Origin of the sequence: Flavobacterium sp. 120, assembly GCF_003633605.1 — a bacterium.
Taxonomy (GTDB): Bacteria; Bacteroidota; Bacteroidia; order Flavobacteriales; family Flavobacteriaceae; genus Flavobacterium; species Flavobacterium algoritolerans.
In genome coordinates, this window is record NZ_RBKZ01000001.1 from 1,914,054 (window position 1) to 1,931,264 (window position 17,211).

General features: G+C 35.2%; 13 protein-coding genes, 1 tRNA gene and 1 riboswitch. Of the genes, 5 read left to right on the forward strand and 9 right to left on the reverse strand.

From position 1 onward, the window contains the following. Window positions 1–18: 18 nt before the first annotated feature. Together C8C87_RS08265 and C8C87_RS08270 are read right to left on the reverse strand one after the other, a co-directional pair. The gene (locus C8C87_RS08265) at window positions 19–675 is read right to left on the reverse strand and encodes a TatD family hydrolase (protein WP_121342258.1); all 657 of its coding nucleotides are present in this window, start codon (window positions 673–675) and stop codon (window positions 19–21) included. Beyond that, a complete protein-coding gene (locus C8C87_RS08270; RefSeq protein WP_121342259.1) occupies window positions 675–1,277 on the reverse strand; it encodes a DUF1684 domain-containing protein in 603 nt (200 codons plus the stop codon). Before C8C87_RS08270 ends, C8C87_RS08265 begins: the two co-directional genes overlap by 1 nt. A 282-nt stretch (window positions 1,278–1,559) precedes the next feature. Here C8C87_RS08270 and C8C87_RS08275 point away from each other — a divergent pair, with 282 nt between their 5' ends. The 4 genes from C8C87_RS08275 (at window position 1,560) to C8C87_RS08290 (ending at window position 5,278) form a co-directional block, all read left to right on the forward strand. Then, window positions 1,560–2,777 (forward strand): MFS transporter, encoded by a 1,218-nt coding sequence (locus C8C87_RS08275; protein WP_121342260.1) that lies wholly within the window; start codon window positions 1,560–1,562, stop codon window positions 2,775–2,777. Window positions 2,778–2,922: 145 nt separating this feature from the next. Further along, window positions 2,923–3,291 (forward strand): BlaI/MecI/CopY family transcriptional regulator, encoded by a 369-nt coding sequence (locus C8C87_RS08280; protein ID WP_099715255.1) that lies wholly within the window; start codon window positions 2,923–2,925, stop codon window positions 3,289–3,291. Window positions 3,292–3,334: 43 nt separating this feature from the next. Continuing rightward, window positions 3,335–5,062, forward strand: coding sequence for a M56 family metallopeptidase (locus C8C87_RS08285; protein WP_121342261.1), 1,728 nt, complete (start codon window positions 3,335–3,337; stop codon window positions 5,060–5,062). A gap of 75 nt (window positions 5,063–5,137) precedes the next feature. Then, window positions 5,138–5,278: an SsrA-binding protein gene (locus tag C8C87_RS08290; protein WP_091170625.1), complete on the forward strand. Its 141-nt coding sequence runs from the start codon at window positions 5,138–5,140 to the stop codon at window positions 5,276–5,278. On the opposite strand, the gene C8C87_RS08295 is transcribed toward C8C87_RS08290, so the two are convergent. Then, a complete protein-coding gene (locus C8C87_RS08295) occupies window positions 5,275–5,787 on the reverse strand; it encodes an adenine phosphoribosyltransferase (RefSeq protein ID WP_099715253.1) in 513 nt (170 codons plus the stop codon). The genes C8C87_RS08290 and C8C87_RS08295 overlap by 4 nt on opposite strands. A gap of 70 nt (window positions 5,788–5,857) precedes the next feature. Here C8C87_RS08295 and C8C87_RS08300 point away from each other — a divergent pair. After that, window positions 5,858–5,931 (forward strand) — tRNA-Arg (locus tag C8C87_RS08300). A gap of 74 nt (window positions 5,932–6,005) precedes the next feature. Here the strand turns inward: C8C87_RS08300 and C8C87_RS08305 are convergent. The 6 genes from C8C87_RS08305 to C8C87_RS08330 form a co-directional block, all read right to left on the reverse strand. Next, complete coding sequence (locus C8C87_RS08305; RefSeq protein ID WP_121342262.1) at window positions 6,006–7,502, reverse strand: aminotransferase class V-fold PLP-dependent enzyme; 1,497 nt, start codon at window positions 7,500–7,502, stop codon at window positions 6,006–6,008. Between the two features lie 21 nt (window positions 7,503–7,523). After that, complete coding sequence (locus C8C87_RS08310) at window positions 7,524–9,698, reverse strand: S9 family peptidase (RefSeq protein ID WP_121342263.1); 2,175 nt, start codon at window positions 9,696–9,698, stop codon at window positions 7,524–7,526. A 12-nt stretch (window positions 9,699–9,710) separates the two neighbouring features. Then, complete coding sequence (locus tag C8C87_RS08315) at window positions 9,711–10,955, reverse strand: M14 family metallopeptidase (RefSeq protein WP_121342264.1); 1,245 nt, start codon at window positions 10,953–10,955, stop codon at window positions 9,711–9,713. A gap of 61 nt (window positions 10,956–11,016) precedes the next feature. Further along, window positions 11,017–12,003, reverse strand: coding sequence for a TlpA disulfide reductase family protein (locus C8C87_RS08320; protein ID WP_121342265.1), 987 nt, complete (start codon window positions 12,001–12,003; stop codon window positions 11,017–11,019). Between the two features lie 63 nt (window positions 12,004–12,066). After that, window positions 12,067–13,524, reverse strand: coding sequence for a RagB/SusD family nutrient uptake outer membrane protein (locus C8C87_RS08325; RefSeq protein WP_121342266.1), 1,458 nt, complete (start codon window positions 13,522–13,524; stop codon window positions 12,067–12,069). A gap of 18 nt (window positions 13,525–13,542) precedes the next feature. Continuing rightward, window positions 13,543–16,713: a SusC/RagA family TonB-linked outer membrane protein gene (locus tag C8C87_RS08330; protein ID WP_199716374.1), complete on the reverse strand. Its 3,171-nt coding sequence runs from the start codon at window positions 16,711–16,713 to the stop codon at window positions 13,543–13,545. A 248-nt stretch (window positions 16,714–16,961) separates the two neighbouring features. Further along, window positions 16,962–17,061: riboswitch (SAM riboswitch) on the reverse strand. Window positions 17,062–17,211: the final 150 nt, after the last annotated feature.

The following is a 17,211-nucleotide window of genomic DNA, read 5'->3' on the forward strand; positions in this document are numbered from 1 at the left end:
GTTTATTTGTTTATTTGGTTATCTGTTTATTTGATTAAAAACAGTGTTAAAATTACTACTCACTAGTTTCTGTATTTCTTTGACTGAAATTCCTTTGTATTTTGCTGCCAATTCATAAACTGCCTCAATTCCCTCTTCAACCGTATCCGTTTCCAGAAAAAATCGATTATCAGGAACGCTTTTAAAAACCGTTTCTAATTCCTTATTTAGCAATAAATATTTTCCAAACGAAATATAAAATCCATTGTCCAGTAATTGTTTAGCAACTTGAGCATTTTTTGAAAACCCATGAATCAGCATTGGAACCGTAATATTCATCTTTTTCTTAATGGCAATCAATTCCTGAAAAGCCGCAACACAATGTATCACCACTGGTTTTTGATATTGCTGCGCCAAAAGCAAATGCTTTTCGAAAACCATTTGTTGCAATTCCATTGGAATATCGATGCGTTTATCCAATCCACATTCGCCTACAGCGAGACAATTTGCCTCTTGTAATTTACTTTCGATTATAGCCAAATCAGCTTCTAGTCGTTCTTCAACGATAAACCACGGATGAATCCCGATAGAATAATACGGAATTGTGGCATCAAATTCCTGTGGATATTGATTCACTAATTCCAACACATTGGGCTGATTAGTCCATTTATGCGTATGCAGATTAAAGAATTCCATTAGTCGTGAAACTTTTTAACCCCAGCTTTTATTTCAATATTCAAATCGTTTTCCAATGGTACTTTTGGACAGGAATATTTATGATTATAAGCGCAATACGGATTGTATGATGTATTGAAATCAATCACAATCGTATCTCCTTTTGGGATTCTTAAATCGATATATTTACCGCCAATGTAGCTTTCCTTGCCTGAAGTCAAATCTGAAAACGGCAGAAATAAATAGTCTTTATATTCTTCTTTTTTCGAAAGCTCGATATTCTTGTACACATTCAGTTTCAAATCCCGACCATCAATTGTAAAAGAAAGTTCGCCATATTTTACATACAATGGTTTTCTGTCTGTTGACGTTTTCATTTCAAAAGGTTTCTCGTTTTCTGTTCTAACAAATGTAGCTGTCACAAAAAACTTCCCGTCAACAGGATAAAAATCAAGTGTTTTGAATTCCGCTAAATCTTCTGCAGTCAAAGGACTTGTCTTTGCATCCGCATATTCTGTATTTAATTCCTTTTGAAATTTGGCCACAGCCGAAACGTCAAATTGTTCTTGGCCAAAGCCAAAATTCAATTGTACCAAAAGCAATAAAGTAAATAGCGTTCTCATATTTATAATTTTTTGACTATCCGTTATTAATAACAATCGAAATTTTGTTGGTCTTAAAAAAATAAAGTTATTTTCTCTTGAACCATTAAGAAGTTAAGCTTCATTAAGGATAAAAAACTTAATTTTCTTAATCTCTTAATGGTTAAAAAAATAAAATAAAAATTTTTGTCTGCTTAGCGGACAATCATATATAATTTTATGCAAAAATAGTTTAAAAGTTACTAGGACACAAAGACGCATCGGTACAAAGTTTTCTACCTTTGTGAAATTATAACTTTAGATATGCTCAAAACTGCTTTTCAACGCTACATAAATAATTTCAGAGGATTTACAAGAGAAGTTTGGATTCTTACGCTGATTACATTTATCAATCGTGCCGGTACGATGGTTTTGCCTTTTTTATCCAAATATTTAAAAGAAGATTTAAATTTTTCCTATGCACAAGTCGGATGGATTATGGTCGCTTTTGGTTTTGGTTCTATGTTAGGATCTTGGCTTGGCGGGAAATTATCCGATAAAATAGGTTTTTATAGAATCATGGTTTTCAGCTTATTCACCAGCGGAATATTGCTGTTTTTAGTACAATACGTACGAACTTTTTGGGGATTGTGCTTTGCAATGTTCTTCATTATGACCGTTGCCGATATGTTTCGTCCCGCCATGTTTGTATCTCTGGGCACGTATGCGAAACCTGAAAACCGTACCAGAGCATTGACTTTAGTTCGATTAGCAGTTAATTTAGGATTTACTGCAGGACCAGCTTTGGGAGGATTAATCATTATGAATTTAGGCTACAGCGGATTATTTTGGGTAGATGGAAGTTCCTGTATTGTATCTATTTTGATTTTTACATTATTCGTAAAAGAACGCAAAAAACCAGCCGATTTGAATACGGCAGATAGCGAAACCGAAATACCTGCTTCCGTTTTCAAAGACAAGATATTCTGGATTTTTCTCTTTATCTGTTTTATAACGGCAATGCTTTTCTTTCAACTTTTTACCACTTTACCATTGTATCACAATGAAAAATTTGGACTGACTGAATTTCAAAGCGGACTTTTATTATCATTAAACGGAATGTTGATTTTCTTTTTGGAAATGCCAATCGTGAGTATCAGCCAAAGAAAAAACATCGATAAACTCAAAATTATTCTTTGGGGTTCGCTGCTAATGTCTATTAGTTTCTATGTTTTAATGATTAATATTTGGGCTGGAATATTAATTGTGAGTATACTTTTTATCACTTTTGGAGAAATGTTCATCTTCCCTTTTTCCAATTCTTTCGCTTTAAGCCGAGCACCAAAAGGTCACGAAGGTCGCTATATGGCTTTGTTTACAATGAGTTTCAGCTTAGCGCATATTGCGAGTTCCAAAACCGGACTGGAAATCATTGCAGTATTTGGCTACCAAACCAATTGGTTTGTCATGGGAAGTTTAGGAATTCTTTCGGTTGTCGGTTGCATTTGGTTGCAAAAATTAATCCAACAGGAAAACAAATAGTTTCCTATTTACAGGTATGATTTTGATGATTTTATGCTAAAAAAAATTGATTTTGGCATGAAACCTGTTTTTTTATTTAATTAACTATATTTTTAGTTGTGTAACTAAAAATATAGTTGTAAGTTTGATTCAAATAAAAAAAATCATGCAAAAACTGACGAACAAAGAAGAAGAAATCATGCACATTTTATGGAAGCTCAAAAAAGCATTCGTAAAAGAAGTCATGGCAGAAATCACAGAAGAGCAACCTCATTATAACACGCTTTCTACTATTGTGCGCAATCTGGAAGAAAAAGGTTTTGTATCTCACAATGCCTTTGGGAACACGCACCAATACTATCCTATCGTGAGTTTAGAAGACTATAGAAAACGCTTCATGAACACGGCAATCGATAATTATTTCAACAGCTCCTATAAAAACATGGTCTCCCATTTTGCCAAAGAAGAGAAAATTTCTGCGGCCGAATTACGTGAGATTTTGGCAATGATAGAAACTCAAAAAGAAGAAAAATAATCCTTCTTTAAAAAAACAACTCCAGAATAAAATCAAGAATCGTATGGAAGCATTATACATTTACCTTATCAAATCCAGTGGATTAATCGCACTGTTTTATTTGGCTTATTATTTTATGTTGCGAAAAGAAACCTTTTTCACCAGTAATCGTTGGTTTCTCTTATTGGGTTTATTCACTTCTGTGGTTTTGCCTTTAATCGTTTATACCAAAATAATAATGGTAGAATCAAGCTCCAAGAATATTGATTGGTCAAGAATTCCAATAACAAATAGCATCGAAAACGAAGCTTTTGAAATCAATTGGTATATAGTTTTTGGAATTACATACGCAATTGGAATAATTTTATTTCTGGGAAAATTTGCTTTCGATTTTTATAGTTTAAATACCGTTTTGAAAGGAAAAACGATCCAAAATCAAGCTGATTTTAAATTTATCGATACCACAGAAAACGTTGCTCCATTTTCTTATTTTAATACTATCGTTTACAACTCGTCCTTATACAGCAGCTCCGAATTAGAGAATATTTTGGAACACGAAAAAGTGCATAGCGATCAAAATCATACTGTAGACGTATTGATTTCAAGACTATTTTGTATTCTTTTTTGGTTCAATCCGTTAATTTGGTTGTATAAAAAAGCGATTTTACAAAACCTGGAATTCATTGCCGATAACGAAGCCACAAAAAATATATCCGACAAAAAAGCGTATCAGTTTACGCTTTTAAAAATAACAACACACGAGAATTGTGTTGCCATTACTAATCATTTTTATCAATCATTAATCAAAAAACGAATCGTTATGTTAAACAAAAATCAATCAAAAAAATCGAATTCTTGGAAGTACGCGCTTGTACTTCCTGCATTAATTGCCTTTGTCCTTTTATTTCAAATAAAAACTATTGCACAAGAAAAAAATGAAATTAAAATAGAAAAATATTCGGTAAAAACAGAATTTCATATTACATCAAAATCTACGACTGAAGAACTTAACTCAATAAAAAAATTCTTTAAAGATGAAAATGATTTAGAAATAAGTTTTTCAGGGATCAAAACAAACAAGAATGACGAAATTATTGCCATAAAAGTTAAACTAAAAGACAAAAAAGGATCTCAAAAAATATATCAAACTTCAGAAGAAACTCCTATAAAGTCATTTACCATTTTTGCAGAAAATGATATAAATAATAATTTAAACTTCGGTTTTAGTGCTAATCTAAAAGACAATGCACATTTAAAAAATCATTTTGATCATATAAATGCTCTCAATACTCCTAAAGATGAAGTAGCACCCAATACTGAAGTTAAAGAAATTCCAGTTCCCCCAACACCACCAAACGCAAAAGAAATATTTATCAACGGCAAAAAAGCAAGTCAAAAAGAAGTCGACGCATTAGACCCAAATAAAATTGAAAGTGTAAATGTTAAAAAAGACGACAATACGATTTCGATTGTGATTAAAAATAAAACATCGGATGCTTCTGATGATTCACAATTGATGATATCCGGAGTTAATATGACCGAATTAAACTTAGAAAAAATTGACCCTAACAATATCAATAACAAGCAAACTACAAAAACAACTAGAACTATTAAAATAATCAACAACAAAACGAGCGGAATTTCCGATGATACTGAAATTTATATCGATGGTGTAAAATCAGATAAAACAGAATTGGACAAAATAAATCCCAATTTGATTGAAAGAATGGATGTAAGTAAGTCTGCTACTGAGAAAAACACAATCAAAATAACAACAAAAAAAGAAAAATAATATCCTCATAAAACCAAAAAAGACGGTCCTAATCAAGACCGTCTTTTTTTATATCTTTGTCCAAAACAAAACGGTATGTATAAAATCCTGGCACAAATCAACAAAGTCATTTTACCTAGTTTTACCAAACAGCGGTTGGATTTGGCGAAAGCCAAGAAATGGCAAATGGCAATTATTGGTTTTAGGTATTATGTAACCACACGTGCGCTGGATTAATACGTAATCGCAGCAAAAATTTCATTCCCTTTGATTTTCGCCCTTCCATTCAAGAAAGCTAATTCCATCAGGAAATTGCATTGCACGATTTCGCCCCCCAATCGTTCCACCAATTCACAAACTGCTTTCGCTGTTCCTCCAGTTGCCAAAACATCATCGTGAATTAGAATTCGGTCTCCTTTTTGAATCGCATCGGTATGAATTTCTAAAGTATCCGTTCCATATTCCAAATCATACGTTGCCGAAATTGTTTCGTAAGGCAACTTGTTAGGTTTTCTAACAGGAATAAAACCAACATTTAATTCCTGTGCAATCAACATCCCAAAGAAAAATCCACGGCTCTCTACTCCTATTACCTTGTCAATTTTTTTATCTTTTAAGGATGAAACCAATATTTCAAGGCATTTATTCCTTGCTTCAGGCTCAATTAGCAACGGAGTTATGTCTTTAAACAAAATTCCTTCTTTAGGAAATCCCTGAATATCACGTATATAATTCTTTAGTGGCATATTTTTTTATTTTTTTATAAATTTAGACTTGCAAATTACACAATTATACCTATATTTGCACCCGCATAAAGGCCTTGTGGCGCAACTGAATAGCGCACTTGATTACGGCTCAAGAGGTTACTGGTTTGAATCCAGTCAAGGTCACAAAATTTAAAAGCCCATTTTGTAAAAACTGGGCTTTTTATTGATTTTTTCCTTCTATGGTTTTTACTTTTTTTCTATTTGATTTGAAACCACTCTTCTACATCTTTTGCTATACTTTCGCCTTTTATTAAACTTTCAAATTCATTTGTTGAACTATTATAAAGATAATCTTTCTCCCATTTTTTATGATTCATTGCAACTTTCTGTATGGCGTCACAAATAAACAAAACTTCATCATTTGTCATTATAGGATGCAATGACAAACGTACCCAGCCTGGTTTGTTACTTTGATTCTTTTGAAAAAGTTCCTCTGTTATCGCTTTGGATTTGTTCTCATCAATATGAAATAAATAATGCGCATAAGTACTGGCACAAGACCATCCTCCACGAACCTGTATTCCGAAACGGTCGTTTAGTAGCCGAACAATTAAATTGTAATGGGTATCTTCAATTATAAAAGAAACACAGCCAATTCTATCTACTTGAGTATCTTCTAAAATAGTCAGTCCTTTTATTTTTTGAAATTCATTAAAACACAAATCAAGTAATTCTTTTTCTCTGTTATGAATATTTTCAACCCCCATTTGCTCTTTCAGTTCCAAAGACAAAGCAGTCCTGATTACTTGTAAAAAACCCGGAGTTCCGCCATCTTCTCTGACTTCTGTAACATCACTGTATTGATAACCACCCCATGGATTAGTATATTTTACATTTCCACCGCCTGGATTATCAGGGAAATCAGATTTGTATAACTTCTCATTGAAAACCAAAATACCACAGGTCCCCGGACCTCCCAAAAATTTATGAGGCGAGAAGAAAATAGCATCTAATTGTTGTTCCGGATCCTGAGGATGCATATCAATTTTTACATAAGGTGCCGAAGCTGCAAAATCAACAAAACAAAAGCCATCATGCTGATGCATTATTTTTGCCAGTTCATGATAAGGCGTAATAATTCCGGTAACATTGGAACAGGCAGTAAAGGAACCAATTTTCAAGGTCCTGTCGGCATATTTTTCCATGGCTGCAGTCAATTTTTCTGGATCTACCAAATTATTTTCATCAGGGGGCAAAACTACTACATCGGCAATGGTTTCATACCATGAAACCTGATTGGAGTGATGCTCCATATGGGTAATAAAAACAACTGGGCGGTTATTATCATAATTTGGTTTAAAATTTTTATAGTTATCTGTTTTTCGTAAACCAATAATGCGCTGTAGCTTCGAAAGAACCGCAGTCATTCCTGTCCCTGAAGTTACCAAAACATCTTTTTCATTAGCATTTACATGTTTTTTGATCAATTCTCTTGCGTGATTGTAAGCATGTGTAGAAGTCTTTCCTGTCTGACTTGAATAGGAATGCGTATTGGCAATCATCGGACCTATTTTATTTAGCATAATGTCTTCGATAGGAACATATAATCTTCCGCTGGCTACCCAATCTGCATAAAGCAGTTTTTGTTTTCCATATACCGATTCAAAACTATGATTTACACCTAATGTATTTTGTCTAAATTTAGAAAAGTAACATTCTAATTCAATTGGTTTCGTTGTTTCAATAGCATTCATATCCTAATCATTTAAATTTAACTAATTTTCTTTTTGATTGAATCTTTCAAAAAATTCATACGTTCGAAGCAGCTGATCAATTCTCTGGCGATTGTCTCCGCTTCTGGTCAATTCATGGCTTGCTCCGGGCTGTCTCACATATTCTACAGGTTTCCCTAAAACTTTGAGGCTTTTGTAAAGCATTTGGCTTTGCGTAACTCCAGTACGGTTATCATTATCTCCGTGAAAAATCAAAAATGGAGTATTAATATTCTCTACATAATTAATTGGTGATTCCCGTTGCAAAATTGCCTTGGTTTTTTCTTCCCATGGGTAGCCTCCAAAATATCTTGGAACCATTCGCCAAACATTTGCCTCTCCGAAGAAAGTATTAAAATCATACACACCACGCTGACTTGATGCTGCCTTAAATCTTTGATCATGACTGATAATCCAGGTGGTTAAATATCCGGCGTAAGATCCTCCGGTAATAAAAAGTCGGTTTTGATCAGCCCAGCCTTGTGCAACAGTTTTATCTAATGCCGTAAGTACATCACTTGCAGGTCCGGTTCCCCAATCGTTGATATTTGATCGTAAGAACTTTTCACCATACCCCGAAGAACCTCTTGGATTACTATATACTACCCCGTAACCCTGAGCCGTGAAAAACTGATATTCGAGCCACATACTTCCGTCGCCCGGGCCAAACATCGAAGCCGGTCCTCCGTGAATTTCAGTCAGTAACGAGTATTTTTTGCCTTGTTCGAACTGAGTTGGTTTCATTACCCAATATTCTACTTCAAGACCTTTTTCGTTGATAAAAGTTCCTTTTTCCGGAAGGCTTATTGCTTTGTTTTTTAACCAATTGGTATTGAAATCAGATACTAATCTTGGCTCTTTTAATTTCAAATCGGAAACATATAATTCTGATGGATTTTTGATATCTGTTTTAGCAAAAACCACTACTCCATTGTTGATGTCATAATCGGTGATTCCCTGATCAAAAGAAGTAAGCGCCTGAACTTTTAAAGTATTTAACTGCACACTGCAAATTGCTGATCCTCCATTACTTGACGAAGTAAAATAAAGCTGTTTTTCATCTTTAGAAAATCGAACATTATTATTATTTCTGTCGTATTCAATTGTTTGGTTTTTCGCGGAAGGATTTTCTAAGTTGAAGATTTTCAGTACCGGAACCGATAAATTATTGATGATACTTTCCTGATAAGCCAATTGTTTTCCTGAAGGAGAAACGGCTAAAAGCTGGAAAACAAGATTTTCGGCACCCAGTAATTCGGTTACATTCGTTCCATCTGTATTAATTGTGTAAATTTTAGATTCTAAAACTCTGTCCGGATGTCTTTTTTCATTGATATTTCCGGTAAAAGCAATTTTATTGTTACCTACGAAAGACGGATTTGAATAGGAATAAAATCCTTTTGTAATAGCGCGTTCTTTTGATCCCGCTTTTGGATCAACAATAAAAATATGCGAAAAACGAAGCTCACTGCTAATTCCGGTTTCGGTTTGAAACTGCAGTTTGTCTACTACTTTTGCTTTCTTGTCTTTTTCGTTATTGTCCAAATAGGCTCTGATAGCTTCTATGTTTCCGTTTGGATCTGCTTTTGTTTTATTGACTCTCAGATTTTCATTCGCAGCAAATCCCGGTTTTTCAAAACTCCAAACTGGTAATTCTTTTTTCGGATTTAAAACAGAATCTTTTACCAGTTCGTTAATTTGTAGTGAAGCTGTAAACAAAAGCTGTTTACCGTCCGGACTCCATTTTGGGTTTCCTGCTCCGTATTTTGATTCGGTTAACTGAATGGCTTCTCCGCCTTCATCAACGGTAAAAAGAAATATTTGAGATTTTCCTTTGATGCTTCTCGTAAAAGCAATCTGTTTGCCATCCGGACTAAAAACAGGCGAACCTGAACTTTCTTTCCCGAAAGTTAATTGTCTTGGAGTACTATTTTTTGAAGTTTTAGTAATCCAAAGCTGTGTATCATAATCATAATCTGACGGGTTTTCGGTACTTTTAATGATACTTTTTACGGTAAAAACTGCATTCTGACCATCTTTACTTACTTCTACATCACCAACCGTTCTGATTTTTAAAAGATCGGTAACCTGAATTAATTCTTTTTTCTGCTGGCTGAAACAACAGACCGATGCGATCAGTGCCAGAACGATGCAAATTTTATTTTTGATTTTGTTCATCTCAATATTTTTTTAATTTTTAGTGCTTTCTAAGATCAGTTTCATGAATTCTTCTCCAGAAACTTCGCCTTTCTTTTTGATGAAATCTTTTGGTGTGTTGTCTCCAATTTCAAAAACCAACGCTTCTGTTTTATAGGTTTCAAACAAATAACTGAATAAGGTAAATGTTGGCGGTTTAAAATATAAAGGCTTTACGTGCGGAGTGTAACCCGGAATTTCCTGTTTTACTTTGTTGAGCCAATTCGGCACAAACCCCGGAATGTTTCCTTTCAGATTTGGATCTACTGTATAATAAATATCATCATGAGTGGAGTGAAAATCAATCGAAAACAATAGTTTATTGTCCTGTTTAATTTCCTTTTTCAGGAAATCACGAACTGCTCTTGTTTCCGGCTGATTGAAATCATTATAATCCCGGTTTAAATCAATTCCTCCCGAATTATGTCTCCAAAAACCCCCATCAACGCCATCGGGATTCAGAAGAGGAATGACGTACACTTCAAATTTCTTCCTGAACTTTTTTGCCAATGGCGTATCGGCTGTTAAACTTTCAACAAAAGCCTCCAGGGCATAATGTCCCGTTACTTCAGGCGGGTGGTTTCTTCCCGAAATCAGGATTTTATTTTTTGCAGCAGGATTCCCGATACTGAAAACCGGAATCTTTCGTCCTTCTGCAGTTAAACCAATGGAAGCTTCGCCAGTATTGTTTTTATTTTTTAATACCGAAATCCATTCGCTGATATCTTTTGAAGTTTTAAGTTCCTGCGCGGCAATCCAGGTTGTGTCTTTGCTGACTTTTACTTTCAAAACATAATTAGAATCTTTTTCTCTTTTTACAAAACTTCCGTTTTCAGAGGCTGTCCATTTTTTACCATCCGAACTAATTTTGGCATTGTATCGGTGTTTTACATTCTGAGGATAATCAAAACGAATTTGGATTTCCTTATCTGTTTTTGACCAGACTTTAAACGCATACCACGGACTTCCGTTTATTGGAGTATTTTCCGGCGTAATCAAAACGCTGAATGTATTGTCATCAATTTTGACAACGCCGTTTAATCTCGCTCCGGCAAAATCATTTCCGAAGAAAACTTCATCACCTGTTTTATCAAATACACCTTTCCATTGTTTCTGAACCGGGCGTGTTACGGTTGAAACTGCAGTAATGGGATCTTGCCCTTTAAAAGTACTTTTGACCTGCGCATTTGCTGAAATCGCAATTAAAGCTGCTGCTGCAAAAAATAAATTACATTTCATTTGTTACCTTTTAGAATTTACACCTGCAAGCTTTAAAATCTTGCAAGTGTAAAAAATTTATCTATTTATTTAAAAGTGTTTGAAGAGTGGTTTGAAGCTCTTCTCCGCGAAGATTTCTGGCAACGATTATTCCTTTTGAATCTACCAGATAATTCGCCGGAATTGCTCTTACCCCGTATAATTTGGCGATTTCGCTGTTCCAGTAAATTAATTCTGAAACTTGCTGCCAATCTAAATGATCGTCGTTAATTCCTTTGATCCAGTTTTCTTTCTTTTTATCCAAAGAAATTCCGAAAACATTAAATCCTTTCTCGTGAAATTCTTTGTAAGCCGCTACGATGTTTGGATTTTCTTTTCGACAAGGCGCACACCATGAAGCCCAGAAATCTACCAAAGTATAGCCTTTTAGATTTTCAGAAAAACGAACCGGTTTTCCGTCAGGATTATTTGCTACAAAATCCGGCGCTTTTTTTCCAATCACCAATCCGTTTAAAACGGTTACCAGCTCCTTTAATTCTTTCACGTAAGTGCTATTTTGCTGGCTTTTATCCAACAAAGCAATATTTTGCGTGATCTGATCCGGAGTCAGTCTGTAGGACCAGTTTCTGTATAAAACATAAGCTGAAACGATAGAAGCCGGATGTTCTGTGATGAATTTGCTGATTTCTACGTTTTTTGTTTTTCTGTAAATATCAAATAGATCCTGAGACGCAGAACCTTCAACAACCGAAGTGCTGTAATTTTTTAGCGGACTTAATTTTACCGTAATCGGGCTTTTTTCAAGGAAAATATACAGCGGAATATTAGCTGTATTTACGCTCAAACCGTACAATTCTGGTATTTTAACTTTGGTTTTAAAACTAAAATTTCCATCTGTAACTTTTACAGAATCTATGGTGGTAAACATTTTGTTGTGGAATTTCTGTAAATACACATATTTAGCAACAGTATCTGTCACTGTTCCTTTTAACTGTAAATTAGTTTCTTGTTGGGCTTGGGCGCCGGTAGCTCCAAGAAATAAAGCAAAACCTAATAGTAACTTTTTCATATTAATTAATTTTAAATTAAACTTTGTCAAAGTTTTGAAGTTTGACAAAGTTGCTTGTTGTGTTTAGTATAATTTATTTGCTGCTAATTCTGTATTTGGAGCCGGGAAAATGTAATTTGCATCTGAAGTAGAAACTGCTGGCGTCTGTAATTTACTGTCTCCTTTTGACGGAAGAGTCTGAAGATTTCTAAGCAAATCCGGTCCACGGAAACCTTCTCCTAATAATTCAATTCTGCGTTCTTTCCAGATTGCCTCAATTAATTGCGTCTGATCTGAAGTTACAGTTGTAGCAAAAGTATAAGTTGCATCAGAACGCTGGTGAACAGCTCTTAAAAGATTGGCGGCTAATGTCAGATTTCCTGTTTTGGCTGCTGCTTCTGCATAATTCAACAACACTTCAGAATATCGGATAACCGGGATATAATCCAGAAATGGTGATGGTTTTGCAAACTTTTTAAAGTATTGTTTTCCAGAAACTGTTCTCGTTAAGTCGCGTCGTTTATCAGTAGTTCTCCATTGTGCATCACCCAGAATACCGGTTGGATTTAAGTAATATTCTAAATTGGTATTGTAGATATAAGCAATAGAAGATTGTCCTGTGTAAGAATCCAAAGAACTCATCGGAATACTAAAAATAGATTCTGTAGTCGAATAATTCGAAGAAAACAGAACTGTAATATCGGCCTGTAAAGCATGTTTTACTTCTGATACGGTGGTAGAAAACGGCGCTTGTGTCTGCGGTGCTAATTTTGCAGCTTCTTCAATAACCTTTGCCCAGTTGTTCATGGAAAGATACACTCTTGTTTTTGCTGCAATAGCAGTGCTGACATGCGCTCTGGTCGTATTAAGATCTGCACTTGAGTAACTTTGCGGTAATCCGGCTTCGGCTTCATTTAAATCTTTTAAGATTTGGGCATAAATTTCTGCAACAGAGCTTCTTGCCAAATCATTATTGGCAGCACCCGTTTCTGCTTTTAAACGCAATGGAACTCCTTTCGAGGCGCCTGCATCTTTATTATAGGGCTGTCCGAAATTGATAACCAAACTGTAATACGCTAATGCTCTTACCAATTTTGCTTCGGCGATGTATTCTTTCGCTTTCTGCTCTGTAATTACGCCTTGATTTACAGCAAGTCCTGCAATTAAAATATTAGCATTATTAATAGCGGAATAGGCTGATCCCCAAAGATTATTAACATCATTTGAACCTGAACTGTAGGAGTTATTCCAGCTTTCATAACCGGTAAAATTGTTTGCCGTGATGTTGATAAAATCCTCACCTCGCTGATCCTGATATAAAAGGATACGGCCGCCATATAAACTCGCGCCTTTAAACGCTTTGTAAATTCCGTTTACCAAACCTTCGATTCTTGCCGGAGTTTTAAAAATATCCTGATCAGAAACGGTAGTTTCCGGTGCAATGTTCAAATCTTCATTATTTTCACAAGAAGTAAATAATATTCCAGAAAGCAGTAAAACGGTTGCAATTGATTTTCCGTGTGATTTTATATATGTTTTCATTGTATTTTTTATTAGTGATTAAAATCCGACGTTAAGACCAAATGTGAAAGTTCGTCCCTGTCCTACAGAGTTTTTTTCTACTCCCATAGAAGTTGTTGAATCTCCGTTTGAAGAAGTTTCCGGATCAGATCCCGTATACGAAGTAATCAGGAAAAGATTCGTTGCCTGCAGATAAAATCGAACCGATGATAATTCTGCTTTTTCCAAAATATTTTTTGGAAGTGAAAAACCAATCGCCAATTGTTGTAATCTTAAAAAATCTGCTTTTTCTGCATTATCAGAAATGGCATAACCGCTTGAACCATTCGAAATAACGTCGTTGTAAACTAATTTCGGAATATCAGTAACCTGTCCAGGCGTTGTCCAGCGGTCTAAAACCTCGGTTGAGTTATTGTAAAAACGCTGGTCTAAAAGGGTTCCTCTCGTATTATTCATCACTTTATTACCGCCAGAATAGGTTAAACCAACAGTAAAATCAAACGCTTTGTATTGAAAGTTATTCGTTAAACCTCCGTACCAAACTGGTAGCGCATTACCCAAAACCTGATAATCTGAAACTGTAATAGCAGCAGCCGTTGTTCCGTCTAAATACGTCCAATTGCTTTGTCCTGACGGAACTGCAGCACTATATTGTACTTTTTCTCCATTTTTATTGATGAAAATTCGGCGTCCGTTATCCGGGTTTACACCGTCGGTAACGGCTCCGTAGAGACTTCCGGCAGAATAACCTACTCTTGTAATATTGTTCGCTTCTGTCGTAACCTGTGTATACCCAATAATATCTGTGTTTCCTTCGGCAAGAGCCGTAACTTTATTCTTTACGTGGGTGTAATTGAAGGAAGCTTTCCATTGAAAATCTTCTGAATTTGCTATTGTCGCACTCAATCCCAATTCGATACCTCTATTGTACATTGAACCAACATTAGAAAGAATAGCATCTCCGGGAATTCCTTTTGAAGGCGCTTGAGGGGTACTTAAAATCAATCCGTTTACATCATTATTGAAATAATCAGCGGTCAATTGCAGTCTGTCTTTAAAGAAACCTGCTTCAAGACCAATATTCGTCTGATCACTGGTTTCCCATCCTAAATCCTGGTTTCCTGCCTGAGAAATTGCCCAGGTTGCAGCTGTCCCGTAAATTGAAGCACCATATAAATTTTGTGAGGCATACGCTGATGAAAGATTTCCGTTACCCACTCTTCCCCAACTTCCTTTTAATTTAAGTGAACTTATGTAATCTGTAATTTTACTGTTTTTAAAGAAAGATTCTTCACTTACCAGCCATCCAGCAGATAAACCTCCAAAATTTCCGTATTTGCTGCTAACACCCAATGCAGAATTTCCGTCTTTTCTGAAATTTCCTGTAATGAAATATTTTCCGCCGTAATCATAAGATAATCTGAAGAAAGAAGAAAGAAAAAGTCTTTCTGACAAACTGTTGCCGGATGACCTGATCGTTCCCCAAGTTCCCTGATAATTTTCAAAGAAAGGATCTGAAACGTTGGTTTGATTCGCTCCCCAGGAAGAGTTTTCGAATTTCTGAACATCATATCCTGCCAATGCTGCAATGTGATGATTTTCTCCAAAACGTTTGTCAAAAGAGAAACTATTCGTAAAATTGTAATTGTTTCTTAAAGCTGAGATATTAGTTGCAGAACCTCCTGTAGCAAATGCCGAAGATCCTAAATTTGGACTTAAATAGGTAATATTCTCTGCTCTTAATCTGTCGATTCCGTAATTACTGTCGAATTTAAAACCTTCAAAAAAGTTAATTGTTGCGTGTACATTCCCAACAAAATGATCGTTAGAACTGGTGTATTTACTGTTTTCAAACAAAGCTCCAGGATGCCATAACGTATTGGTAAATAAGTTGTTGCCTGGACTTGCTGTTCCTGTTGAACTTAAATTATAAGAACCGTCTTCTTTATAAGGAGAAACGTTTGGAGCCAGTACCAGAGCCAGACGCGCCGCACCAATTAACAGCAATCCGCTGCCACTTAATGAACCTGTACTTTGAGATTGATTGAAAGTATTGTTATACGAAAGATTACCGCCTAATTTTAACCAGCTGTTTACATCGTGATCAATGTTGAATCTTGCTCCTTTTCTTTCGAAATTATTGTCTTTTGTAATTCCTTCCTGTTTGGAATAATTGGTTGAGAAAAAATATCTTGTTTTGTCTGTTCCTCCTGAAACACTAATATTATGATTTTGAGAAACAGCATCACGATATACCTGATCCTGCCAATTGGTGTCCACTCTTGAACCATCAGCTTTAAAAGACGGAAAGAAAAGTGCCGATGCTACAGCAGTATTATTTTCGTTCCCGCTTAATATTTTACTGTTTAAAACAGCTTCATTTTTTATAGTTTCAAATTGTGTACTGTTTAGTAGATTAGGCAGTCTGGTAGCTCTTGTAATTCCAACCCAAGTGTCGTAGGTTACTTTTGCTTTTCCTGCTTTTCCTTTTTTAGTCGTGACCAAAATAACTCCTCCCGCAGCACGCGAACCGTAAATAGAAGTTGAAGCGGCATCTTTTAAAATATCAATCGATTCAATATCTGAAGGATTGATATCTGCAAGCGGATTATTTGCAACAGCACTTGTTGTGGATACATCTCCGGAATTAACCGGAATTCCGTCAATAACCACTAAAGGAGCTGTACTTAATGAAATGGAATTTACCCCGCGAATTCTAATTACCGGAGTATCATTTAAAACTCCGCTCGGAGTAGAAACATTCACTCCTGAGGCCTTACCAATTAACGCCTGCTGAAAACTCTGCACAGGAATATCCTTAATTGTTTTAGATGTTACTCTTGTAGCGGCACCGGTAAATTCTTTTTTACTTTGCGTACCATAACCTACGACAAGTACTTCTTTTAAAGTAGTATTGGAAGGAACCAGTTTAATATCATTAAAAGACGAACCTGCATTTTTTTCGAGCGTTTCGTATCCAATATAATTGACAGACACTAACTTGTCTTGTTTTGTAATGGATAATGAAAATTTTCCATTAACATCTGTAACTACAGATTTTCCGCTTTCTGCAGCAATAATTGTAGCTCCCGGTAAAGGCTCGCCGTTATCAGAACCTGTGACGGTACCGCTGATCGTTCGTTCCTGTGCGCTCAGTATTCCAGGAAGTATACTGAACATAAAAATTAATACAAGTAAGATTTTTTTCATTGAGTTTGGTTTTAAAAAATTGGACATAAATATTCCCGGGCCGATGTCGAAATGGCCTATCAATAATGCTGATAAACAGGAATTGGTTTAAAAAAGACTAACGACTTTGCATTCGGAAAACTTTGGAATGTTTTTCTTTTGAGGGCATTTTAATTTGTTCGGAATTGACATGTAATTCTAGCTCAGTTTTCATTTTTAATTATAAAAGATTTTAATACTAATGAGCTTATTCAGATTTTATGAAATCTTTCTTATCTGTCCACCGAAGCGGAAGGATTTAGCACCTTATTTGGCAACAGGTTGCTAAGACATCACAGGGCCTACTCCCTCAGTCTTTCTGGATAAGTCATGTAGAAATTTTCTACCCGACAAATATATATATATTAATTCTATATAATTAGTAGAATTTAAAATTATTTTTTAAAATTATTTATTTACAAAATAAAATTATCCATAATTAACTGTATAACAAAAACTTATTAATTGTAAAGAAATTTA

Bases quoted from the DNA above. Each gene is read 5' to 3' on its own strand.
- C8C87_RS08265 (WP_121342258.1), bottom strand. From the start codon at position 675: ATGGAATTCTTTAATCTGCATACGCATAAATGGACTAATCAGCCCAAT.
- C8C87_RS08270 (WP_121342259.1), bottom strand. From the start codon at position 1,277: ATGAGAACGCTATTTACTTTATTGCTTTTGGTACAATTGAATTTTGGC.
- C8C87_RS08275 (WP_121342260.1), top strand. From the start codon at position 1,560: ATGCTCAAAACTGCTTTTCAACGCTACATAAATAATTTCAGAGGATTT.
- C8C87_RS08280 (WP_099715255.1), top strand. From the start codon at position 2,923: ATGCAAAAACTGACGAACAAAGAAGAAGAAATCATGCACATTTTATGG.
- C8C87_RS08285 (WP_121342261.1), top strand. From the start codon at position 3,335: ATGGAAGCATTATACATTTACCTTATCAAATCCAGTGGATTAATCGCA.
- C8C87_RS08290 (WP_091170625.1), top strand. From the start codon at position 5,138: ATGTATAAAATCCTGGCACAAATCAACAAAGTCATTTTACCTAGTTTT.
- C8C87_RS08295 (WP_099715253.1), bottom strand. From the start codon at position 5,787: ATGCCACTAAAGAATTATATACGTGATATTCAGGGATTTCCTAAAGAA.
- C8C87_RS08305 (WP_121342262.1), bottom strand. From the start codon at position 7,502: ATGAATGCTATTGAAACAACGAAACCAATTGAATTAGAATGTTACTTT.
- C8C87_RS08310 (WP_121342263.1), bottom strand. From the start codon at position 9,698: ATGAACAAAATCAAAAATAAAATTTGCATCGTTCTGGCACTGATCGCA.
- C8C87_RS08315 (WP_121342264.1), bottom strand. From the start codon at position 10,955: ATGAAATGTAATTTATTTTTTGCAGCAGCAGCTTTAATTGCGATTTCA.
- C8C87_RS08320 (WP_121342265.1), bottom strand. From the start codon at position 12,003: ATGAAAAAGTTACTATTAGGTTTTGCTTTATTTCTTGGAGCTACCGGC.
- C8C87_RS08325 (WP_121342266.1), bottom strand. From the start codon at position 13,524: ATGAAAACATATATAAAATCACACGGAAAATCAATTGCAACCGTTTTA.
- C8C87_RS08330 (WP_199716374.1), bottom strand. From the start codon at position 16,713: ATGAAAAAAATCTTACTTGTATTAATTTTTATGTTCAGTATACTTCCT.